Genomic DNA, 24,779 nt, shown 5'->3' with positions numbered 1-24,779 from the left:
GAAAAACCCAGACAATAAAAAACGCCCCGAACCAGTCGGGGCGTCGATCGAGGATGCGCCTCGATTTACCGCGGGTTAACGAACGCCATCCTGGCGCAGGGCCGCCGGGGTGAAGTCGCTGGTGGTGGCAGTGAAGCCGAAGTCATAGGCCGATTTCTCTTCGTTCTTCATGCCCAGAGCCAGGTAACGGCCGGACTGCAGGTCGTAGAGGGTTTCCAGGGCGTACCACGGCACTTGCTTGTCGTAGTAGTTCTCGGCATGCGCCTCGGCCACGCGCCACAGCTGGCCACGACCGTCGTAGTGGTCGATCACCGCGGCCTGCCAGGTGTCTTCATCGATGTAGAAGTCACGCTTGGCGTAGATATGACGCTGACCTTCCTTCAGGGTCGCGACCACGTGCCAGACACGGCGCAGCTCGTAGCGTGCCAGGTCCTGGTTGATGTGGCCGGCCTTGATGATCTCGGCGTACTTCAGTTGCGGCGAGTCGAGCTTGTAGCTGTTGGAGGCGATGTACATCTCCTTCTTGCCTTCCAGCTTCCAGTCGTAGCGGTCCGGCGCGCCGTTGTACATGTCGAGGTTGTCGGAAGTACGCAGGCCGTCGGCCGCGGTACCCGGACCGTCATACGACACTTGCGGGGCGCGACGCACACGACGCTGGCCAGCGTTGTAGACCCAGGCCGAGCGCGGTTCCTTCACCTGGTCGAGGGTTTCGTGCACCAGCAGCACACCACCGGCCAGGCGCGCCGGCGCGGTCACTTTCTGTTTGAAGTAGAACAGGATGTTGCCCGGGTTCGCCGGATCGTAGTCCTTCATTTTGTCGCGGAACACGAACTGGTCCTGGAAGTACACCAGGCTGAACGAGCCGTTGGCCTGTGGCGTCGCCTGGGTCACCAGACGGGTCACGCTGCCGCCGCGATAGCGGGTGATGTGGTTCCAGATGACTTCCACGCCGCTTTTCGGAATCGGGAAAGGAATGGCGGTCTTGAAGTTTTCCAGGCCGTTGCCGCCGCTGACCAGGTTGGTCTTGGTGGCGTTTTCCTTGATCGCGGCGAACACGTCGGCGGGCACCGTGGCACCGCGGTGGGAAGGATAGACCGGCATCTTGTAGGTTTCAGGATAGCGCTTGAACATCGCGTACTGCCCCGGCGCCAGCTTGTCCTTGTACTGCTCGACGTTCTGCGCGGTGATGGTGAACTGCGGCTGCTCGCTGGCGTACGGGTTGGACAGGAAGCCCTTGCCGTCCACATTGCCGGCGTTGGTCGGCAAGGCTTTCCAGGCGGGAATGGTACCGGCGGAGTTACCGGCCATTTCCGCGCCCATCGGCGTCAGGGAGGTACCCAGCTTGGCCGCTTCATCGGCCGAGACCGCGGCCATGACCCCGGTCGCCAGCAGCGACAGCCCGAGGACACCGACCTGCAACAGACTCTTGGTTACTTTCATATTCTTGTTCTTCCTGAAAATGCAGTGCTTAGAAGTTCACGCCGAAACTGAGGGCCACGAAGTCACGGTCATCCACGGTGGTGTACTTGCCGTCGAAGAAGTTGGTGTACGCCAGGCTCGCGGTGTAGGTGTTCTGGTACTCGGCATCCACGCCGAGGCTGATGGCCTTGCGACCTTCCTCGAAGTTGCCGCCAGGGCCAGGCGAGTAACCACTGACGTCATGGGACCAGGCCACGTTCGGCTTGAGGTTCACACCGGCGAACACGTCGTTGTATTCCCAGATGGCACGACCGCGATAACCCCAGGAAGTCGAGGTGGTGAAGCCGTCGTCGTTACAGTTGCGGCTGCGATTGTTGGTCGCCGCGCCTGGACCCGCACCGTTGATGGTGCTGGTGTTGAGGATCTGCGAGCAGGTGTCCAGGTTACCGGTGGCAGGCAGCTCGCCCGGGCCGTAAACCGGATCGCGACCGTAACGAACCTTGGAAGTGCTTTCCAGGCCACCGACATAAGTCAGGCCGACTTCACCGACCAGGGTCAGGCGGCTGGCGCCCATGACCTGATCGAAGAAGTGGGTGAAGGTGGTCTGCAGTTGGGTGATCTCTTTACGGCGATAGCCGTGCAGGTCCTGGCCCGGCGAGCCGTCGAGCAGCGAGGCATTGGCCAGGGTGCCGCCCAGTGGGCGAACACCGGCGAACAGGATATCGGTGGAGTTCAGCTGCACCGGAGCGTTCGGACGATAGCTGATCTCACCGCTCCACGCGGTACCGGTAGGCAAGGTGGTGGAGAAGCTCAGGCCGTAGAGGCGGATGTCCTCAGGGTACTCGACGAAGTACTCGGAGCTACCGGCAACCACCAGTGGGCCCAAGGCGCGGAACGCTGGAGGCAAGGCCGCCACGCGATTGAAGACCGACTGCGGGGCACCGGTGGCGCTGAAGATCGGCGCACGGCTGTGGTAGTTCATGAAGTACGCGCCGAACTCGGTGTCGAGCGGTTCGTACATGTACTTGAAGGACACGCCCCACTGCCCGCTGTCCCGTGCATCGCGGTCCGGGCCACGACGTACCAGCACGCCTTCCTGGTTGACGTCGACGCCCGCGGCGGCCAATGGCCCCAGGGCAATCGATGGAATGGTCGAGCGTTTGTTCAGCACGCGCAGGTTGTCGCTGCAACCGTCGGCGATGATGTCCGGCTGGGAGAAGAAGGTGCCGCAGTTGTCGACGACGGTCTGGTCCCATTCCAGCTGATAGAAGGCTTCGGCCGAGAGGTTGTCGGTCAGGCTCTGGGAGACGTAGAACATGTTGACCGGGATCAGGCCTTCCTTGATCTCCGCGCCAGGACGGCGGAAAGCCGATACGTCGATCGGGTTGATCGAGTTGATGCCGCCGCCGATGAAGGTACTTTCACCCCAGCTCACCACTTGCTTGCCCAGACGCACGGAACCCGGCTGCTCGGCGATCGAGTAGTTGTGGTAGACAAAGGCGTCGAGGATCTGCCCGCCGGAAGACTTGGCGCCTTCCTTGCGGTTGCTGTCGCTGATGTCCTTGAACTCACGGCTTTCGTCCTTGAGTTCGAAGTCATACCAGTATTTGCCACGGACGAAGACGCCGGTGTCGCCGTATTTCAATTCAAGGTCATGGATGCCCTTGAAGATCTTGGAAAAGGTTTCGCCACTTTTGAAGTTAGCGTGGCCATCGTCGGAGGTCTGGGACAGGCCATGACCGCCGTTGTTGACACCAATCAGGTTCTTGTTGGGGCTCTGGGTAGACCAGCTCGCCCCCAGCGATAGAGAGGAGTCGAACTGACCTTCGATTTCACCGATGTTGAAACTGACGCCGAAGGCAGGTCCGGCGAGCGTAGAGGCGAGACTGACGGCCAGAGGCAGTTTCGCCCGGCGCCAGAGCTGGTTTACTGATGTCATCGACGCTACTCCATGTGCTTTATTGTTATGGCAGTGAGCACTTTTAAAAACGCTCTGAACGGGCGGAACCCAGTCAGCCCCGAAGTCGTTCAAAGTTGCATCGCCCCGTGTTGTGCGGTTGCCCCGTTCTTAAAAATCCTTGGGCGGACTATAGCCAGCAGGTGGTACGGCTTGATCCCTCTAAAGTGTGATTTGCAGCCTCCAACCACTCTGGAACAGTCCTTTCGCCAGTCCGGCAAATGCCGGCACGGCAAGGATGGCTGAAAATTCGGATTTGACAAGGCAAGCGCTTGCTTGGTGGGCTCTACCGTGCCCTTTCGGGCACGGTAGGAGGTGCTTACAGGGTCGAAAGAAAGGTGCTGTTGTTGGCCTGCCATTCGGTGATGTCGAGGCGGATGCGCTTCTTGTCGAGCTTGCCGACACTGGTCTTGGGAATTTCAGTAACAAGGGCGATCTGACTGGGAATCGCCCACTTGCTCAAGTGCCCCTGTTCGACAAACGGCTTGAGATGCTCCTTGAGCTCCTTGGCCTCGATTGCATGCCCTTCGCGGACCACCAGCAAGGCAAACGGGCGCTCGCCCCACTGCGGATCGGGAATACCCACCACTGCTACTTCGCGTACCGCCGGGTGCCGGCTGATCAGGTCTTCCAGGGCCAGGGACGATACCCACTCGCCTCCGGTCTTGATCACATCCTTGATCCGGTCGCGAATGTCGATCACACCCATGCCGTCGAGGGTCGCCACGTCGCCGGTGTGCAGCCAGCCGCCTTCCCACAGCTCCGCGCCCTTCTGCGGTTCGTTGAAATAGCCTTCGGTCAGCCAGGGTGCGCGCAGCACCAGCTCACCCTGGGTCTCGCCATCGGCCGGCAGGAAGTTGCCGTCGCCATCGACAATCGCCGCCTCCACCAGAGGCCCGGGCACGCCGGCCTTGATCCGGTAGGAGGTGCGTTCATCCTCGGTGCCCGCCAGCAGCTCTTCGTTGAGGTGGGCACAGGACACCAGCGGCCCGGTTTCCGACATGCCGTAGGCCGCCGTCAGCTGAATGCCCTTGGCCTTGGAGGCCTCGTACAGCGCACGGTTGAGCGCGCTGCCGCCGATGACGATTTTCCAGCCGCCGAAATCCGTGCCCTGGGCCGCCTTGGCATTGAGCAGCATCTGCAGGATGGTCGGCACGCAGTGGGAGAAGGTGACCTTTTCATTGCGCCACAGCTCCACCAGCAGCTCCGGGTCGTAACGACCGGGATAGACCTGCTTGAGGCCGAGCATGGTCGCCACATAAGGCAGGCCCCAGGCATGCACGTGGAACATCGGGGTAATCGGCATGTACACATCGCTGGTGCCCAGCAGGCGCACGCTGTCGATGCTGCCCATGATCACCGCCACGCCCATGGTGTGCAGCACCAGCTGGCGGTGGGTGAAGTACACGCCCTTCGGGTTGCCGGTGGTGCCGGTGGTGTAGAAGGTGGTGGCCACCGAGTTTTCGTCGAAATCCTCGAAGGCGTACTGGGTGCTGGCCGCGGCCAGAAGCTGCTCGTATTCGCCCACCAGGTTCGGCAGGTCGGCGCTCTTTTCCGGGCCGTCGGTCAGCAGCAGGGTTTTCTCCACCGTGGTCAGTTGCCCGGCGATCGCCTGGTAGAGCCCGACGAACTCGCTGTTGACCAGCACGAAGCGGTCCTCGGCGTGGTTCATGGTGTACAGGATCTGTTCCGGCGACAGGCGCACGTTGATGGTGTGGATCACCGCACCGATCATCGGGATGGCGAACATGCACTCCAGGTAGCGATGGCTGTCCCAGTCCATCACCGCCACGGTATCCCCGGCCTTGACCCCGGCAGCCGTCAACACGTTCGCCAGCCTGGCCACGCGCTCGATCAGGGTTGGGTAGCTGTAACGCAGTTTGTCCCGGTAAACGATTTCACGGGTCTTCTCGTAACGGGTGCCGGACATCAGCAGCCGCTTGATCAATAACGGGTATTGGTAAGCGCCTTCGGCTGGCGGAATAACGCGAGTCTGCAACATAAGCATCCCTTTTCGTGACTGCACGGTCGTGGCTTGAGAACGCTCACTCTAGAGCGCCGTTGGCTCTGCCAAATCAGCCAAAGGAATGATTTGCAGAGCCGTACGAATGCTAGCTCCAAGCCAGCATTCGTGCGACCGGGGATTCACGCGAAGACACTCCTATGCCCCCTCAAGCGGCCTGCCCCGCCGCGGCCTCCGCCGGGGTACGCGGGAAGATCAACGCGGCGGCGAAGGTCAGCGCGGCGAAACCACTCAGGATCAGGTACAGCCCGGCCAGCCCCTGGCGCGGCTCGACAAAGGCAATCAACGGAATCGCCGTGGCACTGGCGCCGAACGACAGGCAGTAGCGCAAGGCAAACACCCGGGACTGCCACTGCGGGGCAACGAAGTTGGCGACCATCGCATCGTTCACCGTGACCTGCCCGAACACCACGAACATAAAGGCCGCTCCCAGGACGATGACCGCCCAGCCCTCGACCTCGGCCAGGCCGAACAGCAGCGGCGCCTGGCACAGGGTCAAGAAGATAAAGGGCCATTTCAGACTGAAGCGATGCAGCACCCGGCCAATGCTCAGTTGCGCCACGGCGCCAAAGGCATACGCCAGGCTGACCACCAGGCCCAGGGTCTGCGGCGAAGCGAACAGGTCCTGCAGGCGCTCCTGGAACAGCTTCGGGTAGGTCATGGTGGTGGCGTTGAACACCACCCCACCGGTCGCGGTTGCCAGGGCCAGGACGCCAAACACCATGACCATGGAAATGCGCTGGCCGTCCGCGCCCTTGAGCCGCACATGGGGCCGTGCCGGGATGGGTTCTTCACGCACCTGCCAGGCAAACCCCAGGCCCAGGGCAATCGCCACCACGCCCGGCAGGATGAACGCCGAACGCCAGCCGAAATGCGCCACCAGCAGCCCGCTGATCAATGCCGAAAAGGCCACGCCGAGATTGCCCCACATGCCATTGATGCCGATCTCCCGCCCGCGGTTCTGCGCATAGGCCACCAGCATCGCCGTGCCCACCGGATGGTAGATCGCGGCAAACACCCCCATCAGCGTCAGGCCGACCACCAGCATCGTCGGGCTGCTGCTCAGGCCGGTGAAAATCGCCGAGGCGCCGATACCGAAGAAAAACAGCAGCATCATCTGCCGCCGGCTCCAGTGGTCGCCCAGCCAGCCGGCCGGTAGCGAACAGGCGCCGAAGGCAATGAAGCCGCCCAGGGAAAGACCGATCAGCGCGGCATAGTCCAGGTCGAAGGCCCTGGTCATCCCGAGCACGGCGGCGGGGAAGATCAGCATGAACATGTGATCGATCACATGGGCGGCGTTGATGTAGCGGATTACGTTTCGAGACTGATTCATGACGGCACGCTGTTTCGTTGTAGGTATGCCGTTATGCTAGGTTGGCTATAAAACGCACTCCTGACAATAAAGTCATTGGATCGGACATGTTAATCAGCCACTTTCAGCACGGCCCGGTCAGCGCCTACCCACGCGATTATCTCGACGGTGCCCACCAGGAGCTGCACCGGCATCGCGAGGCACAACTGCTGTACGCGGTGCGCGGGACCATGCGCGTGGTAACGGCCCAGGGCGCATGGGTCCTGCCACCGACCCGCGCGGTGTGGATTCCGCCCCTGGTGGAACATGAAATCTTCATGGCCGGCGATGTGCACATGCGTTCGCTGTTCATCGCCCCCGAGCTGTCGCCGCCTTCGCTGCAGCAATGTTGCGTGCTGGCGGTCACACCGCTGCTGCGCGAGCTGATCCTGCGGGCCGTGCAGGGTCGCGAACACGCGGAAAACCCACTGATCCAGCAACTGATGCTGGAAGAAGTCGCCCGCCTGGAGAACCTGCCACTGCATATCCCCATGCCCCGCGACCGGCGCCTGCAAGCCATTTGCCAGGCGCTGCTGCAGACGCCGGATCATGCCAATACCCTGGAAGACTGGGCGCAGCAGGTCGGCGCCAGTTCACGAACCCTGGCGCGGCTGTTTCAGCAGGAATTGCAAATGAGCTTCAATGCCTGGCGCCAGCAACTGCGCCTGATGGAAGCCCTGCCACGCTTGATCGCCGGCGAGAGCGTGCAGCAAGTGGCGACGGCCTTGGGTTATGGCAGCGCCCGGGCCTTCAGCGCGATGTTCTGCCGCTTGCTCGGCCACCACCCGCGGGAATACCTCGGTGCCCTGAATCAGTTCAAGGCGCTAGGCCCCATCACTTAACCCCGTGTGCAGGCCCGTGCGGCTGCAAATGCTGTTGCAGGTAGTGGCGCAGGCGTTTTTCCACGTCACGGTTTTGCGGCCGGGGCAGCCCGGCCGGCCATTCGCCACGCGCCAGCGCGCGAATCGGCGCCTGCTGGCTCATGCCGCGGCGCTGGATCTGGCGCAGCCCCTGATCCCACCAGACATGGCGGCAAGCCTCGACATAAGGCGAGATCGGGCCGCAGCTGCCATACAGCAGGTCGCGCCCGACCTTTTGCATGTCCTTGTTCTGTCGCCTCAAGTAGAACTTGATCCGCGAGCGCTGAAACAGCGACGGCAAGGTTTTGCGCCGTGGCACCTCGCGCTGCATGCGCAACAATTCCGGCCGGAAAGCTTCGCCGTGACGCTGGAAGAACAGCGCCTGCATGGCGTGGAAGAAGTCCTTGTCGGAGAAGTAGTGATAGATGCAACTCTTGCTCTCGCCCACGGATTGACCGCGCAAGGCAAATGACAGGGCGATCTGTTCCAGGGTGTGCAGGTCCTTGATGTGCGCGCTCCACTCATCGATCAAGGCAATCGAGGCCTGCATCAACGGACCGTCGCCAGCCGTCAGGCCACAGACCCCGCTGTTGAACAGGCGCTGGTCGTCGGGCACCGACTGACCGCTGGCCTGCAGGTAGCGGTCGAGCTTGACGAACTCGGGGCGGGCACGGACTTCGGACCAGAGAAACTCGTCTTCATCGATCAGGTACTGGCCGGGCGCAATACGATCGAACAGCCGCTGCGGGTCGGCCTCGAACAAGGTGTCGGTATCGACAAACAGGGTCTTGTCCGCCAGCTCGAGGCCCGCGGCAAAGGCACAGGCCTTGCGCCGATGGTAGTAGCCCTGGTCGCCCTGCCACTCGACCAGCGTTTGCGTACTCAACGGCACTACGTGCACCGGCCAGCCGTGGAAATCCTCGGGACGGTCGGTCATGACCCGAATCACCAGCGGCTCGGCACTCTTGCTCTGGTCGAGGGCCGTCAGAATGCTGAATTTCGCTTCATGGCGATAAACCTCTTTGCCGCCATAAACCAGATAGAGCAACTGCTGCGGTACTTTTTGTATCGTCATCAAGCGTCCGGTCTCGCGCGCCCTCCGGGCGGTCAAGGGGCTCGACCGGCCGGAGTGGCATAAAAGCGGACGATTGTACGATTAATCCCAATTAATGATCAGAAATATCCGATAAGAGCCTAAGCGGGAAAGACCGACTCAATGCATCTCGGTAAAGGCCAGCTTCACCCCGATGGCAATCAGCACCGCGCCCATGGTGCGGTCGAACCAGTGGCCCATGCGGGCAAAACCGGCACGGACTTTCTGCTGGCTGAACAACAGCGCCACCAGGCAGAACCAGGTAGCCGTCGCCGCCGCCAGGTACACGCCGTAACCGGCCTGGATGGCCAGGGGCGTGTGCGGATTGATGACCACGGTGAACAGCGAGAGGAAAAACAGCGTCGCTTTCGGGTTCAGGCCATTGGTCACGAAACCGGAAGTGAAGGCGCCGCGCGCGGTGCGCTCGCCGGCTTCCAGGTGCAGGTTCTCGGTAGCCGGCTTGGCCGGCTGCGCCCGCAGGGCCTTGTAGCCGATGTACAGCAGGTAAGCGGCGGCGGCCCATTTCAGCACGTTGAACAGCACGATCGATTGCGACACGATCAGGCCGATGCCCAGCAGCGAATAGCCCACGTGCAGGAAGATCGCGGTGCCGACGCCCAATGCCGTCCAGGTGCCGGCGCGGCGACCGTGGGTCACGCTTTCGCGCACCACGACGGCGAAATCCGGGCCCGGGCTGGCCACGGCAAGCAGGTGAATAAGGGCGACAGTCAAGAACTCGGCGAGGTACATGGACACTCCTGTGTATCTAATTATTTCATCTGTTAGGCTCGGCAGATTACGCCTTCAGACCCTCGTGCAAAAGGTACAGTTGATGACTAACAATCGCCGCGCCGTCTTCCTCGACCACAGCTCCCTGGACCTCGGCGACCTCGACCTCGGCGCGCTGCGCCACAGCTTCGGCGAACTGCAATTGCATGACCGGACCAACCCCGAACAAGTGGTCGAGCGCCTGCGGGGAGCCCAGGTGGCGATCAGCAACAAAGTACTGCTCAACGCCGAAATCCTGGCCGCCTGCCCCGAACTGAAACTGATCCTGGTGGCCGCCACCGGCACCAACAATGTCGATCTGGCCGCCGCCCGCGCCCAAGGCATCACAGTCGCCAACTGCCAGGGCTACGGCACGCCATCGGTGGCCCAGCACACCCTCATGCTGCTGCTCAACCTCGCCACCCGCTTCGACGATTACCGCCAGGCGGTCAGTGACGGCCGCTGGCAGCAGGCGCGGCAGTTCTGCCTGCTGGACTTCCCGATCGTCGAGCTGCAAGGCAAGACCCTGGGCCTGCTGGGCCATGGCGAGCTGGGTGGCGCAGTCGCTCGCCTGGCCGAAGCCTTCGGCATGCGCGTGTTGCTGGGGCAGATTCCCGGTCGTCCGGCCCGTCCTGATCGTCTGCCGCTGGATGAACTGCTGCCGCAGGTCGATGCGCTGACCTTGCACTGCCCGCTCAACGAACACACCCGGCACTTTATCGGCGCCCGGGAGCTGGCCCTGCTCAAGCCCCAGGCCTTCGTGGTCAACACCGCCCGTGGCGGCCTGATCGACGAGCAGGCCCTGGCCGACGCCCTGCGCAGCGGTCACCTGGGTGGCGCGGCCACCGACGTGTTGAGCGTCGAGCCGCCGACCACGGGCAACCCGCTGCTGGCCCATGACATCCCACGGTTGATCGTGACCCCACACAACGCCTGGGGCAGCCGTGAAGCCCGGCAGCGCATCGTCGGCCAGCTGGCGGAAAACGCCCAGGCGTTTTTCAGCGGTACAGCGCTGCGGGTCGTCAGTTGATAAACTGCGCCACTTTTTTCCCAGGAGCAGATTATGGATCCGCGCAGTGAAGTACTGCTTCGTCAGGCTGACTTGTTTCAAGGCTCGCTGCTGCTGGCCGGCCTGCCCGCCGATGACCTGCTCGGCCGCCTGCCAGCCGCCCATGGCTGGTGCTGGCATGCTGGCGACCAGGCCGCGCTGGATGCGCGCTTCAGCGGACGCAGCCACTTCGGCGTGACCGCCCCCGAGCAAGCCTTTGCCAACGCCGTGCTGTTCCTGCCCAAGTCCAAGGAACTGACCGACTACCTGCTCAACGCCCTCGCCTCGCGCCTGGCCGGGCGCGAGCTGTACCTGGTCGGGGAAAAACGCAGCGGCATCGAACGCGCGGCCAAGCAGCTCAACCCCTTCGGCAAACCGCGCAAGCTCGACAGCGCGCGGCACTGCCAGCTGTGGCAAGTGACGGTCGACAACGCGCCGCAAGCCGTCAGCCTGGAAAGCCTGGCCCAGGAATATGAACTGCCGCTGGTCGAAGGACCGCTGAAAGTGGTCAGCCTGCCGGGGGTGTTCAGCCATGGTCGCCTGGATCGCGGCAGCGCCCTGTTGCTGGAACACCTGGACAAACTGCCCAGCGGCCACCTGCTGGATTTCGGTTGCGGCGCCGGGGTCCTGGGCGCGGCGATCAAACGGCGCTACCCGCATAACAGCGTGACCCTGCTCGACGTCGACGCCTTCGCCGCTGCCAGCAGTCGCCTGACCCTGGCCGCCAATGGCCTGGAAGCCGAGGTCCTGACCGGTGACGGTATCGATGCCGCGCCCATGGGTTTGAACACCATCCTGACCAATCCACCGTTCCACGTCGGGGTCCACACGGACTACCAGGCCACAGAGAACCTGCTGCGAAAAGCAGCCAAACATCTGAAAACCGGTGGCGAACTCCGGCTGGTAGCCAACAGTTTCCTGCGTTACCAACCGCTGATCGAAGAGCATCTCGGCCCCTGTTCGATCAAGGCCGAAGGCCAGGGTTTTCGCATCTACAGCGCCAAGCGCGGCTGAAAACCTTTTTGCAAAAGAACGCTTGCCGAATGGATTTTGCCTAGGCAGAATCCGCTCCGTCCTAGGGGAGTAGTCTCCCGCGAGCGCCACGCTCGCCCGGCATGCGTCAACATACTTGATCCTCAGATCATGGCGCATGCGACCCAAGAGTCCGCACAGACGGACCGCAGGGTTTGACAAGACCTATGACACGCACACCTTACCCGGGGCGGGAAGGCTGTACGTGTCATAGCCGTGTCGACCCGCCCCTTAGGAATGCCCTGATGCTGGATTCTCTACTGGTTCCCACAGCGATCGTTGCCTTGGCCGAAATCGGCGACAAGACGCAACTGCTTGCCCTCATTCTCGCCGCGCGCTTTCGCAAACCCTGGCCGATCATTGCCGGCATCGTCGCCGCGACCCTGGCCAACCATGCGGCAGCCGGTGCGGTAGGCGCCTGGTTCGGCAGCTTCTTCTCGGATGCGACCTTGCACTGGATCCTCGCCGCGAGCTTTACCGCGACCGCGCTCTGGACCCTGGTGCCAGACAAGATGGACGACGACGAAGCCAGCACCGCCCGCAAGTTCGGCCCCTTCCTGACCACGCTGATCGCATTCTTCCTCGCTGAAATCGGCGACAAGACCCAGATCGCCACCGTCATGCTCGCGGCGCAATACCCGGAACTGTGGCTGGTGATCATCGGCACCACCGCCGGCATGCTGATCGCCAACGTCCCGGTGGTACTGGCCGGCAATTTCGCGGCGGAGAAACTGCCCCTGACCCTGATCCGTCGCCTCGCGGCCTCGGCGTTCTTCATCCTGGCCATTGTCGCGGTGTACAAGGCCATGCAGAGCAGCGGCTGGTTGTAAGCGCCCCATCAGCAGGCACGCCTCCAGGCAAACCTGCGAGCACAAAAAAGCCCCGAACCAGTCGGGGCTTTTTTTGCAGAGGCCGGCTTGTTCACGACACTGTCGTCAACAACGACGCCTGATGATCAGGGCCTCTTGGCCTGCTGGTACAACGGCATCACCTTCGGAATCGCCGCTTCCAACGAGGAAATACGACTGCCGGACGCCGGGTGAGTACTGAGGAATTCAGGTGGCGCGCCTTCCGAGGCCTTGCTCATCTTGTTCCACAGGGTGATGGCCGCGTTCGGGTTGTAGCCGGCGCGGGCCGCCAGTTCCAGGCCGATCAGGTCGGCTTCGTTTTCATTGCCGCGGCTGTTGGGCAGGGTCATCAACAGGTTGACCCCGTTGTCGCCCACGGCGACCGCTTCCTGCGGCGCGCCGGCGATCAGGGCGATCTGCTTCAGCGCACTGACCCCGTAGGCCTTGGACATCGCTTCACGACCGTGCTCGCGCAAGGCGTGGGCGATTTCATGGCCCATGACCGCGGCGATTTCATCGTCGGTCAGTTGCAGCTTGTCGATCAGGCCGCTGTAGAAAATGATCTTGCCGCCAGGGCCGCAGTTGGCGTTGAGTTCATCGCTCTTGATCAGGTTGACTTCCCAGTTCCACTGCGCGGAATCCGGACGGAAAACCGGGGCCTGGGCAATCAGCCGGTTGGCGATCGCCTGGATGCGCTTGGCATTGGCGCTGGACTTGTCCAGCACGTTCTTGCTGTTCGCTTCGCCGATCTTCTGCTGATAGGACTGCGCGTAGGACTGGTTGACCTCATCGCTCGACAGCATGCTGAACATGTACTGCTTGCGATCGACGCCGACAGCGCCGCCGCTGGTGGTGTTGACCGACTGGCAACCCGACAGCAGCAACGCAGCGGTGAGTGCACCCAAAACCTGCTTCTTACTCATGAAAACGCTCCCTGAAAACATGGCGCGTATCCTAGGCGCAGTTGTGTATCGACGCCAGATACAACGGACGTGTAGCACGCTGTTTTCAGCTACAGGGCAGCGTAGGAAAAAATTCACAGAACCCTCCCCGCCGCGCCCGACAACGCCCGGCAGCTGTCCATTTGCGACATGTCAGCCTACAAAACAGTCATTTTTCCGATCCTCGCTCATGGTCGGCGAGGGCCTTGCCGATACAGCGGGGCAGACGTCATTCCTGCGTCCGGAGCCCTTATGAAATTCAAGTCGATCCAGTTTTCCGTGGCCGCCCTGGCCGGTGCCATCGTCCTCAGCGTGGTCGTTGCCCTGGTGCTGTACGCCCTGTTCGCCGGTGCCCGGACCCAGGAGATGGTGCAACAGCGAACCCAGGCTCAATTCGAGCAAGTCATCGAACAGCGGCTGGTCGGACTGGCACAGACCCAGGTCAGCCAGATCCAGCGTGAACTCGAGGCGCCCCTGCTGATCGCCGGCGGGCTGGTGCGGGTCAACGCGCTGATCGGCAGCAAGGGCGCGGACGGCAATCCACAGCTCAATCTCAGCCGCGAACAGCTGATCAGCCTGATCAAGGAAAACGTCGCACAGAACCCGAAGATTCTCGGTGCCTATATAGGCTGGGAAAAGAACGCCATCGACCATAACGACAGCGCCTATGTCGACACCAAGGTAGTGGGTATCGATGCCAGCAACGGGCGCTTCCTGCCATGGTGGTTCCGCAACGAAGATGGCAGCCTGGGCCTGGACAAACTGGTGGACGTGGACGACCAGAAAGTCCTGTCCACCGGCGTACGCGCCAGCGAGTACTACCTGTGCTCCAAGGAAAGCAGGAAATCCTGCGTGATCGATCCGGCGCCGTACAAGGTCGGCGACAAGATCGTCATGCTTGCCTCCTTTATTGAACCCATCCTGCTCGACGGGGCCTTCCAGGGCATCGTCGGCGCCGACCTGTCGGTGAACTTCATCCAGGACATGCTCCTGGGCGCCAACCAGAAGCTCTACAACGGTGTGGGCGAGATGGCCCTGATCGGTGGTAATGGCCGGCTGGTGGCCTACACCAAGGACCCGAGCAAGTTCGGCGAAAAGGTCAGCGACATTCTCGACAGCGAAGAAGTCGCCAAGCTCGGCAACCTCAAGCGCGGCGAAGTGAACTACAACGTCGACCAGGCCCACGGGCGGATCGAGCTGTACCTGCCGTTCGGCATTGGCCAGACCGACGCCCGCTGGACCCTGATGCTGCAACTGCCGCTGGACGCCGTCATGGCCGACCTGCAGAAACTGCAAAACGACCTGGCCGAACAACGCCAGGCCGACACCTTCGGCATGGCCATGGTCGGCCTGATCATCGCCGGCCTCGGCCTGCTGGTGATCTGGTTGGTGGGCCACGGCATCGCCCGTCCGCTCAAGCAGATGGTGGCCATGCTCGACGATATCGCCCAGGGCGAAGGCGACCTGACCCGCCGCCTGAGCAGCGACCGCGCCGACGAACTGGGCTCGATCGCCAAGGGCTTCAATACCTTCCTGGCCAAGCTGCAGGCGATGATCAGCCAGGTGGTGACCTCGGTGCAGAGTGTCAGCGACTCCTCCGAACACACCGCCGATATCGCCATTCGCACCAACCAGGGCGTGCACAAGCAGATGGCCGAGATCGACCAGGTGGCCACCGCGGTGCATGAAATGACTGCCACCGCCCAGGACGTGGCCCGCAATGCGACCCAGGCCGCGCAAGCCGCCAACCATGCCGACCAGGCCGCCAGCCAGGGCATGCGGATCGTGCGCGACACCTCGACCGCGATTGGCGCCCTCGCCGTGGAAATCGGCAGGGCGGTGGGCGTCGTGCAGACCCTGGCCAAGGACAGCGAGAACATCAACGCGATCCTGATCGCCATTCGCGGCATCGCCGAGCAGACCAACCTGCTGGCCCTCAACGCCGCCATCGAAGCCGCCCGCGCCGGCGAACAGGGCCGCGGCTTTGCCGTGGTGGCCGACGAAGTGCGCAACCTGGCGCAGAAGACCCAGCAGGCGACCGAAGAAATCCAGTCGATGATCCAGCAGTTGCAGCAAGGCACCCGCGATGTGGTACGGGTCATGGAAGACAGCCAGAACCGCACCGACGAAAGCGTGCAGCACGCGGCGAAAGCGGCCGAGGCCCTGGAAACCATCACTCAGGCGGTGTCGGTGATCAACGACATGAACACCCAGATCGCCAGCGCCGCCGAAGAGCAGAGCGCCGTCGCCGAGGACATCAACCGCAACGTGATCAATATCGGCCAGGTGGCCAACGAAGTGGCGGGCGGCGCCGACGAGTCCAGCGCGGCCAGCGCCGGCCTGACCAAGCTGGCCGAGCAGCAGCGGCGCCTGATCAATCAGTTCAAGGTGTAAGCCGCTGCGACCGGCCGCAAAGCAGGCGTGGCCCGTACTAACGCTCAAGGTCCTGCGGACCTTGCGCAGCCTTCGGCAGCGATCGAGCTGGGCGGCACTCCGTGCGAAGCGCTCGCTGATTCAGGCCACACGATTCCGGGTTGGAGCCACAGGACAGCATCAACCCGGGGTCAGGCATTCCGGGGCATTGAGCTTCGGATCGTTCACCAGGTTGGCCAGCACCCGCTCGCGCAAGGCGGCCGGTGGGCTGGCCAGCAAGGCTTGCAACACCGGCAATGGCGTCTGTGGGTCGAGCCAGGCTTCCTGGCCCTGGGCATCGAGGATCAATGGCCGACGCTGGCTGGCCGCTGGCTGGGTGACCACCGCGGTGCTCAGCCAGACCTGTTCCTGCACCGGATAGGCTTCCCAGATCGCCGCGAAGAACAGCGACGAGCCCTCCCCTGGCGTCAGCCAGTACGGGCGTTTACGGGTGCCGCCGCGCCATTCGTAAAAACCGTTGGCCGGCAACAGGCAGCGGCGCTGGCGAAAGGCTTCGCGAAACATCGGCTGTTCGGCCAGGGTTTCGGCACGGGCATGGGCCGGGGTGCGCGACAGATCGGTCAGCCAGGGCGGCGTCAGGCCCCAGCGGGCGCGGGCGAGGTTGCGCTGGCCATCGCTGCTGCGCAGGATCAGCACCGAATCGTTGGGCGAGATATTCCACTGCGCCTGCTGATCCGCCGGAAATCCGGGCAAGGCGGCAAACGCTTGGTTCCAGCGAAACAGGGCATAACGTCCACACATGGGGCAAACAACTCTCGGAAAATCGGCGGCCAGCCTAACAGATCAGCACGCCAGCATGATTGGCCGGCTCGTCGCCGGGCATCGGCAGCGCGGCATTGTACGCGGCGATCAGTTCCCGGGCGTATTGCGCCTGGTCGTTATCCACCGCCAGCCCAAGCAGGCCGAACGCCGGCAACTCACCGGTGCCGCCGAGCAAATCCCGCCCCACCAGGTGTGCCTCGATCCCCTCGCTGGCCAGCATGCCCTGGAGCAATTCCCCTTCCAGCAGGTTTTCCGGTTCGTAGACTCGCTGCATATAACCCCCTCACTCGTTTTCGCTGTGCACCTCGAGCATCCATTCCTCACCGTCGGTCTGCAACGTGAACACAATGGGCCGGCAACAGACCGGACAATCCTCGATGTACTGCTGATCGCCGCCGGACAGGTCCAGCACGGCCTCGGCCTCTTCACCGCAGTAGGGACATTGATAGCGTTCGGTTTCCAGCATCGCGGCCTCCGGAGTGACTTGTGCGTATAATCGCCGGTCTATTTGCAGGGCTATTGAGATCTGAGCTTACTTTTCAGACCGCGCCCGGCTATTTTTCGATCCAAACCTTTTCTTACCTAGCCGTTTCCAACAAGAGAGCATGATGGGCGAATTCGATGCCATCCGACCTTACGACGACAGTGAAGTACCAGCGGTGCTGGCTCGACTGCTCGGCGACAAGGCGTTTCTAGATATCCTCACCCACTTCCGCTTCCCGCGCTTTGCCGGCGCTTTCGGCTGGCTGCTCAAACCCCTTATAGCTCATCGGCTGCGTCGTGAGTTCGCCGCGGTCACTTCGGTGGCGACCCTGCAGGACAAGGTCGAGTTCTACGTCGACCACACCATCGAGCGGGCCACCGACGGCGTGACCTACACCGGGGTCGAGCAATTCAAGTCCGGCAGCGCCTACCTGTTCATCGCCAACCACCGCGACATCGTGATGGACCCGGCCTTCGTCAATTACGCGGTGTACCACGCCGGATTGCCGACCCCGCGCATCGCCATCGGCGACAACCTGCTGCAGAAGCCTTTCGTCAGCGACCTGATGCGTCTGAACAAGAGCTTCATCGTGCACCGTTCGATCACCGGACGCCGGGAAAAAATGGCCGCCTACCAACTGCTGTCGGCCTACATCAACCACTCGATCCGCAACGATTGCGCGTCGATCTGGATCGCCCAGGCCGAAGGCCGGGCCAAGGACGGCGACGACCGTACCGAGTCGGCGATCCTCAAGATGTTCCACATGAGCCGCAAGGATGAGCCGTTCGGCGAGGTCATCCAGTCGCTGAACCTGACCCCGGTGTCGATCAGCTACGAATACGACCCTTGCGATCAGGCCAAGGCCCGCGAGCTGTATATCCGCGCCACCACCGGCAGCTATACCAAGGCTCCGGGCGAGGACGATATCAGCATCGCCAAGGGCATCACCGGCTATAAAGGCCGGGTCCACGTGAACTTCGCCGCGCCGATCAGCGAGTTGTTCGAGGACACCAAGCAATTGGCGGTGGAGATGGACCGGCAGATCCTCGGCGGCTATCGCCTGTTCCCGGTGCATTACCTGGCCTACGCCCAGTGGAGCGATGCCGATCCGGAGCTGCAGGTTCCGAGCGCGGCCCAGGTGTTCCCGGCGGACGAACTGGCCAAGGCCCAGGAAGAGTGGCAACGGCGCCTGGACGCCTGCCCGGAGGAGCATCGCCCGTACCTGGTGCTGCAATATGCGACGCCGGTGCGCAATCAGTATCGGGTCAAGGCGGGACTGGCCTTGCCATAACGCTCACCGCACACAACAACGGCGCCTTCGGGCGCCGTTGTCGTTTCTGTACGTTGATTGCGAGTAACGCCCCTTGTAGGAGCGAGCTTGCTCGCGATAGCGATCTGCGGGCCACATCAGAACCGGGTGCTGATCCACGACACCAGCAAGGCCAGCCCCAGGCAGGCAAAACCGAAACGGTAGAAGAACCGGTTCATGCGCAAGGTCGCATCATCCAACGTCTGCGCCGGTAGCGGTTCTTGGGAACGGGATTGGCCCTGGGCGGCCAGATTGGCCAGTGCGCGCTGCTCGCGACGTCGGGTGGCGTGCAACAACCAGCTGCCGGGAAAGGCGAACAGCAAGGCAAGAATATTGATCAGCTTGGCGGGGTGGGCGCTGAACAGCGACCAGATCAGTTGCAGCGACATCACGAACCTCGAATGAAACCGGATAACGAGCCCTGGCGGCTCGCGGCGCGGATTTTACCCAAAGGCCCACTTTCTGCCTGGGCTTTCCGACAGATAACAACCCGTTGGCCGGTTAATTCGCCCTGTCATACGTTCGTCATACAAACAGGCCAGTCTGGCGCCCCTCGAAACCGACACGGAGCTTGTCATGCTGCACGCAGAAAACCAGGATCGCCTCTACCTGATCGCCCCCAGCGACGAACAGGAAGCCTTGGTCGGTGGCCTGGCCTTCAACGTCCAGGACCGCCACTGGCTGGTGTATTGCGCCCTCGGCGGGCACCAGCATGCGGACCTTCCGGAAACCGATCTGCTGACAGGGGTCAGCGTGCTGGATTTTTACGTCGAGGCGGCGTGAGGCCAGGCTCGAAACAAATCGACAGCCAATAAAAAGCCCGGCTTCTGTGGAAGCCGGGCTTTTTTGTGTACCGCGCCGAAGCCGTCAAGCAAGGCCCTTCGGGCCTTATCGCAACCTGCGACAGCGGCTACAGGTTCACATCATTCACCGAGGATCTGGCCGATGCTCGGGTCCTTGAACAGGCGGGTCAGGGCATCGCTGAGTACGTCGCTGACCAGCTTGGTATTGGTTTCCTGGTTCGGCGCCATGCCGAAACGCTGGTCCAGGGAGGCGCCGTAACGACCGCTGTAGCGGCGGTTGGCGTTCTGCACATCGGAACGGAAGGTCGCACCGATGGTGGCCTCGGTCACGTACAGGCCTTCCTTGGGCGACTGATACTTCAGCTCGGCCAGGGTCACAGTCAGCTGTGGGGCATTCAGCGCGTTGGCGGTCGGGGTAAAGCCCAGCAGGCGTACCGCAGCTTCGGCCTGGGCCTGCAGCTTCGGCAGGATCTGCGCGCCCTGGACGGTAATCGCGCTGGTTTCAGGGTAAAGCCCGCCACGGGTACCCAGGGTCGGCGACGGACGGCCGTCGACCACTTTCACGACCACCGGCTGGCCATGGCCGACCGGCGCGAGCTGAGTGGTGAGCTTCGGTTCCGGGCTGAGTTGTTGCGGGCTATGGGCGCAACCAGCCAGCGTCAAACTGGTCACAGTGATCAAACCGAACAACAGGCGTTGCAACATGCTCATTTCTCCAGAAATCAGGCACAGACAGGCGCGCAGTATAGCGGGGGTCGGCGGCCGCTAACCAGCGGCCCGGCGCGAGTCAGTCAGCTCTCATACAGGTTCGGTGCCAGGCGCTTGCTGTAACCTCCCCGTCACGAGCGTTACATGGCCATGTAACGCCCAGGCGGCATTCTTCATCGCAACTGCCCAACAGGTACATCGCCATGCATTTCCTCTGGTCCTTGTTCGCTCCGCGCCAGAAATACCGCAGCTTCGCCAAGCTCGACCCACAGGGCCGTTGCCAGGCGTTCAAGCACTGCAAAGTGCCGCCAATGGGCGACGGCTGGGTGGAAATCGAGGAAATCCGTCTCAACTGGTTGCACCAGCCGCTCCCCGCCAGCGCCCGTGTCAGCCCACGCATTGCCCGCGCCCGGGTACAACCGATGATGGCTACCTGACCAAAAGCCTAATAAAAGTCATTAAACAGGATCATTTCTGCGCGTTTCTTCGTTACAATCTCCCCCCGATTATAAGGACGTCTCCTGATCGGGCCTCGCAGCATCGCTGACGCATCAGCATCAGCTCCCCCGCATTGCCCACAGAGAGCCGCCCACACAGATCGAGTGAAGCCGGCGTGCTTGCTGTTCATCTTGCAAACCACCGCTTTTCGCGCATCTGCAGAGCTGCCATTGCTCGGCCACTGAGCTGTTCGCCCGTTAATGCCACGTGTTCCATGTCGGCATTCACCCCTCGGGCCGGTGCCAGGCTTGGACAGCCCTTTTTTGAGGTTCACGTCTTCAAAAGAGCGTGAAAAAACGGGTTTTCACAACTTCACAAGAGTGTGGCGAGCAAATGAATAGTTTTGCGTCTGTACTGGCACCATTAGCGTCTACAACAGCCCGATTACACAGGACCGAGCACGCCTCAGATACTTGCGCTTGAAGCCTGTCCGCTACGGATTTGGTTGCACAAACGGACTCTTGACCATAAGTCGAATTGCCCGCCCTGCCCTGAAATGCGTTCATACGCGGATCAGGCCTGGTTGGTAGCGTCCGTCGAAGTTGCGAAAAATTGCGAAGATTCGGACATGGCGATCCTGGCCATGAGTGACCTGGGGCATAACGTGAACCGCCCCCTACTCCTGGCAGCTATGCCGTCAATTTGGTGCTGCAGATTTTGGAGACGCGTTAATGGCGCATAACGAAGCAGTAGACGTCGTATTGGTTGGGGCCGGCATCATGAGTGCCACCCTCGCTGTACTGCTCAAAGAACTCGACCCCGCGATCAAGCTGGAAGTCGTCGAGCTGATGGATTCGGGTGCCGCGGAAAGTTCCAACCCGTGGAACAACGCCGGTACCGGCCATGCCGGCCTTTGTGAGCTGAACTACACGCCACAGGCCGCCGACGGTTCCATCGATATCAAGAAAGCCGTGCACATCAACACCCAGTTCGAGGTGTCGAAGCAGTTCTGGTCCTACCTGACCAAGAAAGGCACCTTCGGCTCGTCCAAGTCCTTTATCAGCCCGGTGCCGCACCTGAGCTTCGTCCAGGGCGAGAACGGCGTGTCCTTCCTGAAGAAGCGCTATGAAGTGCTGAGCAAGCACCACGCTTTCGCGGACATGGAATACACCGAGGACAAGGCCAAGATGGCCGAGTGGATGCCGCTGATGATGCCTGGCCGCCCGGCTGACGAAGTCATCGCCGCCACCCGCGTGATCAATGGCACCGACGTCAACTTCGGCGCCCTGACCAACCAGTTGCTCAAGCACCTGACCAGCGCACCCGATGCCCAGGTCAAGTACTGCAAGCGCGTGACCGGCCTGAAACGCAACAAGGACAACGGCTGGACCGTGAGCATCAAGGACGTCAACAGCGGCAACAGCCGCGACGTCGATGCCAAGTTCGTGTTCCTCGGCGCTGGCGGCGCGGCGCTGCCGCTGCTGCAGGCTTCGGGCATCGAGGAGAGCAAAGGCTTCGGCGGCTTCCCGGTCAGCGGCCAGTGGCTGCGTTGCGACAACCCGGAAGTGGTCAAGCGGCACCAGGCCAAGGTCTACAGCCAGGCGGCCGTGGGTTCGCCACCCATGTCCGTGCCGCACCTGGACACCCGTGTGGTCGATGGCAAGAAATCCCTGCTGTTCGGACCTTACGCCGGCTTCACCACCAAGTTCCTCAAGCACGGTTCTTTCATGGACCTGCCGATGTCGGTTCGCGCCGGCAACATCGGCCCGATGCTGGCGGTGGCTCGCGACAACATGGACCTGACCAAGTACCTGGTCAGCGAAGTGATGCAGTCCATGGAGCAGCGCCTGGAATCCCTGCGTCGCTTCTACCCTGAAGCCAAAGCCGAAGACTGGCGCCTGGAAGTGGCCGGCCAGCGGGTGCAGATCATCAAGAAAGATCCGAAGAAAGGCGGCGTGCTGCAGTTCGGCACCGAGCTGGTCGCAGCCAAGGACGGCTCTCTCGCCGCGCTGCTTGGCGCTTCGCCAGGCGCTTCGGTGACTGTCTCGATCATGCTCGAACTGATCGAGCGCTGCTTCCCGGCCAAGGCGACCGGTGAGTGGGCCAGCAAGCTCAAGGAAATCTTCCCGGCCCGTGAAAAGGCCCTGGAAACCGACGCTACGCTGTATCGCAAGATCAACAGCGAGAACAACGTCAGCCTGGAGCTGGTCGAGCAGAGCAGCGAAGCCGAAAGCTACGCTTAAGCCGCGCTCATGAAAAACGCCCCGCTCTCTTGGAGAACGGGGCGTTTTTTATGGCCGCTTAAAGACAACCACAGCCGGCGCAGCGCGTTTTCAGCCGCGGGCTTTTTCGATCAGTTCGATGTAATCGGCGGCGTTACGCTGGTCCTGGATCAGGGCCACGAAGTCCTTGCCATGTTCGTCCTTGCCATCCAGGTCGTAGCCGGCCTCGACGAAGAACACCAGAAAACGTTCGAAATCGTCGATACGCAGGCCACGATAGGCCTTGATCAGCTTGTGCAGGGACGGCGAAGTGGCGTCGGCCGGCTCGAAATCGAGGAACAGTTTGATCTGCGCATCGCCGATCTCGTCACCAATCACTTGTTTCTTATCTTTACGCATTGCCGACTCCAGCTCGCAGACATTTCACGGGGCAGGCAGTTTACCCCCAGGCCGCGTCGGGCCTCAACGCGAGCGTACCGCGCCGGTGTGCAGATCGGCCCAGATGTGGCCGTTGGCGTAGCTGAGGAACTGGCAATACACCGTGTCGTTGCGCAGCAGGTCCATCACCACCCGATACTGGGCCAGCGGGTAGAACAGGGTGAGGGTCTTGGTCTTGTCGTCGAACTGCGGCTTTTTCAGGCTTTTGCTCTCGCCGTCGAAGTTCACCAGCACCTGGCTGATGGTCGCGCCCTTGTTCAGCGGCTTGCCCTTGAGGCGGACCAGCAGCGGCGAGGTGACCGGGATCGGTTGCTGGTTGGATTGGCGCTGGCTGCCGATGACCACCGAGTACTCGGTGACCTGCAACAACTGTTGCTGCTCGGGGGCGGCATCACGCAGGGTCAGGTCATCGGGAGGCAGGAACTGCGCGTGCATGGGCGCAGGGGCGGCGGCCAGGGGCAGGCTCAGGATCAGAAAAAAGGCCGCGCAACTGCGAATCAAAAGGCTCATGAGGGACTCCAGGCAAGAGTGATGCACTCTAGCATGGGTTGTCCTTTCCACCCTGTAGCCGCTGCCGCAGGCTGCGATAGGTCCGCAGGACCTCTGACATCCTTGAGATCGCTACGAGCGTGCCGCTCGATCGCAGCCTGCGGCAGCGGCTACAGGAGCGAGGACGGTGCTCAGTCGAACTGGGCGCGCATCCAGGCCTGGTATTCGGCCACACCCGGCTCACCCTCGCGGGGCGCCCAAGCGGCCAGTTCGCCTTCGCCGACCGGACGATAAGGCCCGGCCTTGCATTCGAACATCAGGCTATCGGGCTCAAGCACCACCAGGCCGTGGTAGACGCCGACCGGCAGGTCGACGCCCATGCAATCCCCACCCGCTTGCAGCACCCGCTTGCCCAGCACTTGACCGGCGTCGTCGAAAATCAGCAGGCCCAGGCGCCCCTTGAGCACCAGCAGGGTCTCGGCCTTGTCGTCGCTCAGGTGGCGATGGGGCGGGATGTAGGTGGAGGGCTGTAGCCCCACCGCCATGCGGTGACAAGGCTCTTGCATCTGATGGAAGTTGTGGTGGTGGCGACGACGGGGGCTGGCCGAGGCTTTTTCGGCCAGTTCGGCAAACAGCGACTGATCCAGAAAGCTCGGCTCGCTCATGATTCACATGCCCTTGACGGCAAAGATGCCGGCAGCGTTACGCCAGTAACCCTTGTAGTCCATGCCGTAACCGAAGATGTAGCGATCCACGCATGGCAGGCCAACGTAGTCGGCTTTCAGGTCGGGACGGGCCTTGCGGTCGTGATCCTTGTCGATCAGCACGGCGGTGTGCACTGCGCGGGCGCCGGCGTGTTTGCAGAAGTCGATGATCGCGCCCAGGGTATGACCTTCGTCGAGGATGTCGTCGATGATCAGCACGTCACGGTCGATGAAGGACACTTCTGGCTTGGATTTCCAGAACAGCTCGCCGCCGCTGGTTTCGTTGCGATAGCGGGTGGCGTGCAGGTAGGAAGCTTCCAGCGGGAATTTGAGGTGGGTCAGCAGCTTGCCGGAGAAGATCAGGCCACCGTTCATCACGCAGAAAACCACCGGATTGCGTTCCGCCAGTTGTTCATTGATTTGTGCACCGACTCGGGCGATGGCCGCCTCGACCTCAGCTTCGGTGTACAGGCAGTCAGCCTCGCGCATGATTTGACGGATATGCTCGAGATCAGCGGACATGGCGCTCTCCAGGGGGGTGGCAGTTTCGGAAAAGCGAGCAAAGGTACGCATCCGGCCCGGTCAGATCAAGCGTTTCTGGACTAACGTACTTAGATGTCTATAGGACAACACCCTCGGATAGATTAAT

25 protein-coding genes, 1 pseudogene and 1 riboswitch are annotated in these 24,779 nt (G+C 62.1%); of the genes and pseudogenes, 10 read left to right on the top strand and 16 right to left on the bottom strand.

The window, feature by feature from the left end; translation table 11 throughout:
- Nucleotides 1-75: 75 nt before the first annotated feature.
- From NRG23_RS24865 to NRG23_RS24850, 4 genes are all read right to left on the bottom strand, one after another.
- A complete protein-coding gene (locus tag NRG23_RS24865) occupies nt 76-1,440 on the bottom strand; it encodes a DUF1329 domain-containing protein (RefSeq protein ID WP_009050754.1) in 1,365 nt (454 codons plus the stop codon).
- 28 nt (nt 1,441-1,468) lie between these two features.
- Nucleotides 1,469-3,358 carry a DUF1302 domain-containing protein gene (locus tag NRG23_RS24860; RefSeq protein WP_081359840.1) on the bottom strand — a complete coding sequence of 630 codons (1,890 nt, stop codon included), beginning with the start codon at nt 3,356-3,358 and terminating at the stop codon, nt 1,469-1,471.
- A gap of 337 nt (nt 3,359-3,695) precedes the next feature.
- Nucleotides 3,696-5,378, bottom strand: a complete 1,683-nt coding sequence (locus tag NRG23_RS24855; RefSeq protein ID WP_257372627.1) for a fatty acid--CoA ligase — start codon at nt 5,376-5,378, stop codon at nt 3,696-3,698.
- A 169-nt stretch (nt 5,379-5,547) separates the two neighbouring features.
- Nucleotides 5,548-6,732 (bottom strand): MFS transporter, encoded by a 1,185-nt coding sequence (locus tag NRG23_RS24850; RefSeq protein ID WP_257372625.1) that lies wholly within the window; start codon nt 6,730-6,732, stop codon nt 5,548-5,550.
- Between the two features lie 86 nt (nt 6,733-6,818).
- On the opposite strand from NRG23_RS24850, the gene NRG23_RS24845 reads away from it, so the two are divergent.
- Nucleotides 6,819-7,592: a helix-turn-helix domain-containing protein gene (locus tag NRG23_RS24845; RefSeq protein WP_009050758.1), complete on the top strand. Its 774-nt coding sequence runs from the start codon at nt 6,819-6,821 to the stop codon at nt 7,590-7,592.
- On the opposite strand, the gene NRG23_RS24840 is transcribed toward NRG23_RS24845, so the two are convergent.
- Together NRG23_RS24840 and NRG23_RS24835 are read right to left on the bottom strand one after the other, a co-directional pair.
- Complete coding sequence (locus NRG23_RS24840) at nt 7,585-8,685, bottom strand: hypothetical protein (RefSeq protein ID WP_016703565.1); 1,101 nt, start codon at nt 8,683-8,685, stop codon at nt 7,585-7,587. The genes NRG23_RS24845 and NRG23_RS24840 overlap by 8 nt on opposite strands.
- Before the next feature lie 138 nt (nt 8,686-8,823).
- A complete protein-coding gene (locus NRG23_RS24835) occupies nt 8,824-9,453 on the bottom strand; it encodes a LysE family translocator (RefSeq protein WP_257372620.1) in 630 nt (209 codons plus the stop codon).
- Nucleotides 9,454-9,535: 82 nt separating this feature from the next.
- Between NRG23_RS24835 and NRG23_RS24830 the strand changes: the two genes are divergently transcribed.
- The 3 genes from NRG23_RS24830 to NRG23_RS24820 all read left to right on the top strand — a co-directional run bounded on the left by NRG23_RS24830 (nt 9,536) and on the right by NRG23_RS24820 (nt 12,381).
- Nucleotides 9,536-10,501: a 2-hydroxyacid dehydrogenase gene (locus tag NRG23_RS24830; RefSeq protein ID WP_257372618.1), complete on the top strand. Its 966-nt coding sequence runs from the start codon at nt 9,536-9,538 to the stop codon at nt 10,499-10,501.
- Between the two features lie 33 nt (nt 10,502-10,534).
- Nucleotides 10,535-11,533 (top strand): class I SAM-dependent methyltransferase, encoded by a 999-nt coding sequence (locus NRG23_RS24825; RefSeq protein ID WP_103331094.1) that lies wholly within the window; start codon nt 10,535-10,537, stop codon nt 11,531-11,533.
- 52 nt (nt 11,534-11,585) lie between these two features.
- A riboswitch (yybP-ykoY riboswitch) is annotated at nt 11,586-11,707 on the top strand.
- Between the two features lie 89 nt (nt 11,708-11,796).
- On the top strand, nt 11,797-12,381 hold the full coding sequence (locus NRG23_RS24820; RefSeq protein ID WP_009045541.1) for a TMEM165/GDT1 family protein: 585 nt from the start codon (nt 11,797-11,799) through the stop codon (nt 12,379-12,381).
- A 125-nt stretch (nt 12,382-12,506) separates the two neighbouring features.
- Here NRG23_RS24820 and NRG23_RS24815 read toward each other — a convergent pair whose 3' ends face one another.
- Nucleotides 12,507-13,322: a M48 family metallopeptidase gene (locus NRG23_RS24815; protein ID WP_009050763.1), complete on the bottom strand. Its 816-nt coding sequence runs from the start codon at nt 13,320-13,322 to the stop codon at nt 12,507-12,509.
- A gap of 168 nt (nt 13,323-13,490) precedes the next feature.
- Here NRG23_RS24815 and NRG23_RS32920 point away from each other — a divergent pair.
- Nucleotides 13,491-14,831 (top strand): annotated as a pseudogene (locus NRG23_RS32920) (methyl-accepting chemotaxis protein); the annotation flags it as partial.
- Between the two features lie 60 nt (nt 14,832-14,891).
- Nucleotides 14,892-15,734, top strand: a complete 843-nt coding sequence (locus NRG23_RS32915) for a methyl-accepting chemotaxis protein (protein WP_371356879.1) — start codon at nt 14,892-14,894, stop codon at nt 15,732-15,734.
- Between the two features lie 159 nt (nt 15,735-15,893).
- Here the strand turns inward: NRG23_RS32915 and NRG23_RS24805 are convergent, their stop codons facing one another.
- From NRG23_RS24805 to NRG23_RS24795, 3 genes are read right to left on the bottom strand one after another with little or no spacing between them, the layout of a single operon-like run.
- Nucleotides 15,894-16,514: an SOS response-associated peptidase gene (locus NRG23_RS24805; protein ID WP_016703569.1), complete on the bottom strand. Its 621-nt coding sequence runs from the start codon at nt 16,512-16,514 to the stop codon at nt 15,894-15,896.
- A 34-nt stretch (nt 16,515-16,548) separates the two neighbouring features.
- On the bottom strand, nt 16,549-16,809 hold the full coding sequence (locus tag NRG23_RS24800; protein WP_009050766.1) for a putative signal transducing protein: 261 nt from the start codon (nt 16,807-16,809) through the stop codon (nt 16,549-16,551).
- Nucleotides 16,810-16,818: 9 nt separating this feature from the next.
- Nucleotides 16,819-17,001 carry a CPXCG motif-containing cysteine-rich protein gene (locus tag NRG23_RS24795; protein WP_009050767.1) on the bottom strand — a complete coding sequence of 61 codons (183 nt, stop codon included), beginning with the start codon at nt 16,999-17,001 and terminating at the stop codon, nt 16,819-16,821.
- Nucleotides 17,002-17,140: 139 nt separating this feature from the next.
- Here NRG23_RS24795 and NRG23_RS24790 point away from each other — a divergent pair, with 139 nt between their 5' ends.
- The gene (locus NRG23_RS24790) at nt 17,141-18,310 is read left to right on the top strand and encodes a 1-acyl-sn-glycerol-3-phosphate acyltransferase (protein WP_036985434.1); all 1,170 of its coding nucleotides are present in this window, start codon (nt 17,141-17,143) and stop codon (nt 18,308-18,310) included.
- A 116-nt stretch (nt 18,311-18,426) separates the two neighbouring features.
- Here NRG23_RS24790 and NRG23_RS24785 read toward each other — a convergent pair whose 3' ends face one another.
- The gene (locus NRG23_RS24785) at nt 18,427-18,717 is read right to left on the bottom strand and encodes a hypothetical protein (protein WP_009050769.1); all 291 of its coding nucleotides are present in this window, start codon (nt 18,715-18,717) and stop codon (nt 18,427-18,429) included.
- A 187-nt stretch (nt 18,718-18,904) separates the two neighbouring features.
- On the opposite strand from NRG23_RS24785, the gene NRG23_RS24780 reads away from it, so the two are divergent.
- On the top strand, nt 18,905-19,111 hold the full coding sequence (locus NRG23_RS24780) for a hypothetical protein (RefSeq protein ID WP_009050770.1): 207 nt from the start codon (nt 18,905-18,907) through the stop codon (nt 19,109-19,111).
- A 140-nt stretch (nt 19,112-19,251) separates the two neighbouring features.
- Here NRG23_RS24780 and NRG23_RS24775 read toward each other — a convergent pair whose 3' ends face one another.
- Entirely contained in the window at nt 19,252-19,836 is a 585-nt protein-coding gene (locus tag NRG23_RS24775; protein WP_009045547.1) for a YajG family lipoprotein, read from the bottom strand.
- A gap of 206 nt (nt 19,837-20,042) precedes the next feature.
- Here NRG23_RS24775 and NRG23_RS24770 point away from each other — a divergent pair, with 206 nt between their 5' ends.
- Nucleotides 20,043-20,276: a hypothetical protein gene (locus NRG23_RS24770; protein WP_025806225.1), complete on the top strand. Its 234-nt coding sequence runs from the start codon at nt 20,043-20,045 to the stop codon at nt 20,274-20,276.
- A gap of 732 nt (nt 20,277-21,008) precedes the next feature.
- Nucleotides 21,009-22,520 carry a malate dehydrogenase (quinone) gene (mqo, locus tag NRG23_RS24765; protein ID WP_009050773.1) on the top strand — a complete coding sequence of 504 codons (1,512 nt, stop codon included), beginning with the start codon at nt 21,009-21,011 and terminating at the stop codon, nt 22,518-22,520.
- A gap of 90 nt (nt 22,521-22,610) precedes the next feature.
- On the opposite strand, the gene NRG23_RS24760 is transcribed toward mqo, so the two are convergent.
- The 4 genes from NRG23_RS24760 to NRG23_RS24745 all read right to left on the bottom strand — a co-directional run bounded on the left by NRG23_RS24760 (nt 22,611) and on the right by NRG23_RS24745 (nt 24,652).
- Complete coding sequence (locus NRG23_RS24760) at nt 22,611-22,898, bottom strand: PA4642 family protein (RefSeq protein ID WP_007928384.1); 288 nt, start codon at nt 22,896-22,898, stop codon at nt 22,611-22,613.
- 63 nt (nt 22,899-22,961) lie between these two features.
- Nucleotides 22,962-23,447, bottom strand: coding sequence for a hypothetical protein (locus NRG23_RS24755; RefSeq protein WP_038635049.1), 486 nt, complete (start codon nt 23,445-23,447; stop codon nt 22,962-22,964).
- Between the two features lie 170 nt (nt 23,448-23,617).
- The gene (locus NRG23_RS24750) at nt 23,618-24,091 is read right to left on the bottom strand and encodes a WbuC family cupin fold metalloprotein (RefSeq protein ID WP_009050775.1); all 474 of its coding nucleotides are present in this window, start codon (nt 24,089-24,091) and stop codon (nt 23,618-23,620) included.
- Between the two features lie 3 nt (nt 24,092-24,094).
- Complete coding sequence (locus tag NRG23_RS24745; RefSeq protein WP_007928381.1) at nt 24,095-24,652, bottom strand: hypoxanthine-guanine phosphoribosyltransferase; 558 nt, start codon at nt 24,650-24,652, stop codon at nt 24,095-24,097.
- Between the last annotated feature and the right edge of the window lie 127 nt (nt 24,653-24,779).

It is taken from the genome of Pseudomonas sp. T8, from assembly GCF_024610635.1.
GTDB lineage: Bacteria > Pseudomonadota > Gammaproteobacteria > Pseudomonadales > Pseudomonadaceae > Aquipseudomonas > Aquipseudomonas chlororaphis_I.
Note: the sequence above shows the minus strand (reverse complement) of the source record. Positions and strands in the feature narration are given on the sequence as shown.

Excerpts from the sequence above, each read along its gene's own strand:
- NRG23_RS24750 (WP_009050775.1), bottom strand. The coding sequence starts at position 24,091 with ATGAGCGAGCCGAGCTTTCTGGATCAGTCGCTGTTTGCCGAACTGGCC.
- NRG23_RS24865 (WP_009050754.1), bottom strand. The coding sequence starts at position 1,440 with ATGAAAGTAACCAAGAGTCTGTTGCAGGTCGGTGTCCTCGGGCTGTCG.
- NRG23_RS24770 (WP_025806225.1), top strand. The coding sequence starts at position 20,043 with ATGCATTTCCTCTGGTCCTTGTTCGCTCCGCGCCAGAAATACCGCAGC.
- NRG23_RS24845 (WP_009050758.1), top strand. The coding sequence starts at position 6,819 with ATGTTAATCAGCCACTTTCAGCACGGCCCGGTCAGCGCCTACCCACGC.
- NRG23_RS24775 (WP_009045547.1), bottom strand. The coding sequence starts at position 19,836 with ATGTTGCAACGCCTGTTGTTCGGTTTGATCACTGTGACCAGTTTGACG.
- NRG23_RS24820 (WP_009045541.1), top strand. The coding sequence starts at position 11,797 with ATGCTGGATTCTCTACTGGTTCCCACAGCGATCGTTGCCTTGGCCGAA.
- NRG23_RS24815 (WP_009050763.1), bottom strand. The coding sequence starts at position 13,322 with ATGAGTAAGAAGCAGGTTTTGGGTGCACTCACCGCTGCGTTGCTGCTG.
- NRG23_RS24805 (WP_016703569.1), bottom strand. The coding sequence starts at position 16,514 with ATGTGTGGACGTTATGCCCTGTTTCGCTGGAACCAAGCGTTTGCCGCC.
- NRG23_RS24795 (WP_009050767.1), bottom strand. The coding sequence starts at position 17,001 with ATGCTGGAAACCGAACGCTATCAATGTCCCTACTGCGGTGAAGAGGCC.
- NRG23_RS24825 (WP_103331094.1), top strand. The coding sequence starts at position 10,535 with ATGGATCCGCGCAGTGAAGTACTGCTTCGTCAGGCTGACTTGTTTCAA.
- NRG23_RS24760 (WP_007928384.1), bottom strand. The coding sequence starts at position 22,898 with ATGCGTAAAGATAAGAAACAAGTGATTGGTGACGAGATCGGCGATGCG.
- NRG23_RS24835 (WP_257372620.1), bottom strand. The coding sequence starts at position 9,453 with ATGTACCTCGCCGAGTTCTTGACTGTCGCCCTTATTCACCTGCTTGCC.
- NRG23_RS32915 (WP_371356879.1), top strand. The coding sequence starts at position 14,892 with ATGATCAGCCAGGTGGTGACCTCGGTGCAGAGTGTCAGCGACTCCTCC.
- NRG23_RS24800 (WP_009050766.1), bottom strand. The coding sequence starts at position 16,809 with ATGCAGCGAGTCTACGAACCGGAAAACCTGCTGGAAGGGGAATTGCTC.
- NRG23_RS24860 (WP_081359840.1), bottom strand. The coding sequence starts at position 3,358 with ATGACATCAGTAAACCAGCTCTGGCGCCGGGCGAAACTGCCTCTGGCC.
- NRG23_RS24785 (WP_009050769.1), bottom strand. The coding sequence starts at position 18,717 with ATGTCGCTGCAACTGATCTGGTCGCTGTTCAGCGCCCACCCCGCCAAG.
- mqo (WP_009050773.1), top strand. The coding sequence starts at position 21,009 with ATGGCGCATAACGAAGCAGTAGACGTCGTATTGGTTGGGGCCGGCATC.
- NRG23_RS24780 (WP_009050770.1), top strand. The coding sequence starts at position 18,905 with ATGCTGCACGCAGAAAACCAGGATCGCCTCTACCTGATCGCCCCCAGC.
- NRG23_RS24745 (WP_007928381.1), bottom strand. The coding sequence starts at position 24,652 with ATGTCCGCTGATCTCGAGCATATCCGTCAAATCATGCGCGAGGCTGAC.
- NRG23_RS24790 (WP_036985434.1), top strand. The coding sequence starts at position 17,141 with ATGATGGGCGAATTCGATGCCATCCGACCTTACGACGACAGTGAAGTA.
- NRG23_RS24855 (WP_257372627.1), bottom strand. The coding sequence starts at position 5,378 with ATGTTGCAGACTCGCGTTATTCCGCCAGCCGAAGGCGCTTACCAATAC.
- NRG23_RS24840 (WP_016703565.1), bottom strand. The coding sequence starts at position 8,685 with ATGACGATACAAAAAGTACCGCAGCAGTTGCTCTATCTGGTTTATGGC.
- NRG23_RS24755 (WP_038635049.1), bottom strand. The coding sequence starts at position 23,447 with ATGAGCCTTTTGATTCGCAGTTGCGCGGCCTTTTTTCTGATCCTGAGC.
- NRG23_RS24830 (WP_257372618.1), top strand. The coding sequence starts at position 9,536 with ATGACTAACAATCGCCGCGCCGTCTTCCTCGACCACAGCTCCCTGGAC.
- NRG23_RS24850 (WP_257372625.1), bottom strand. The coding sequence starts at position 6,732 with ATGAATCAGTCTCGAAACGTAATCCGCTACATCAACGCCGCCCATGTG.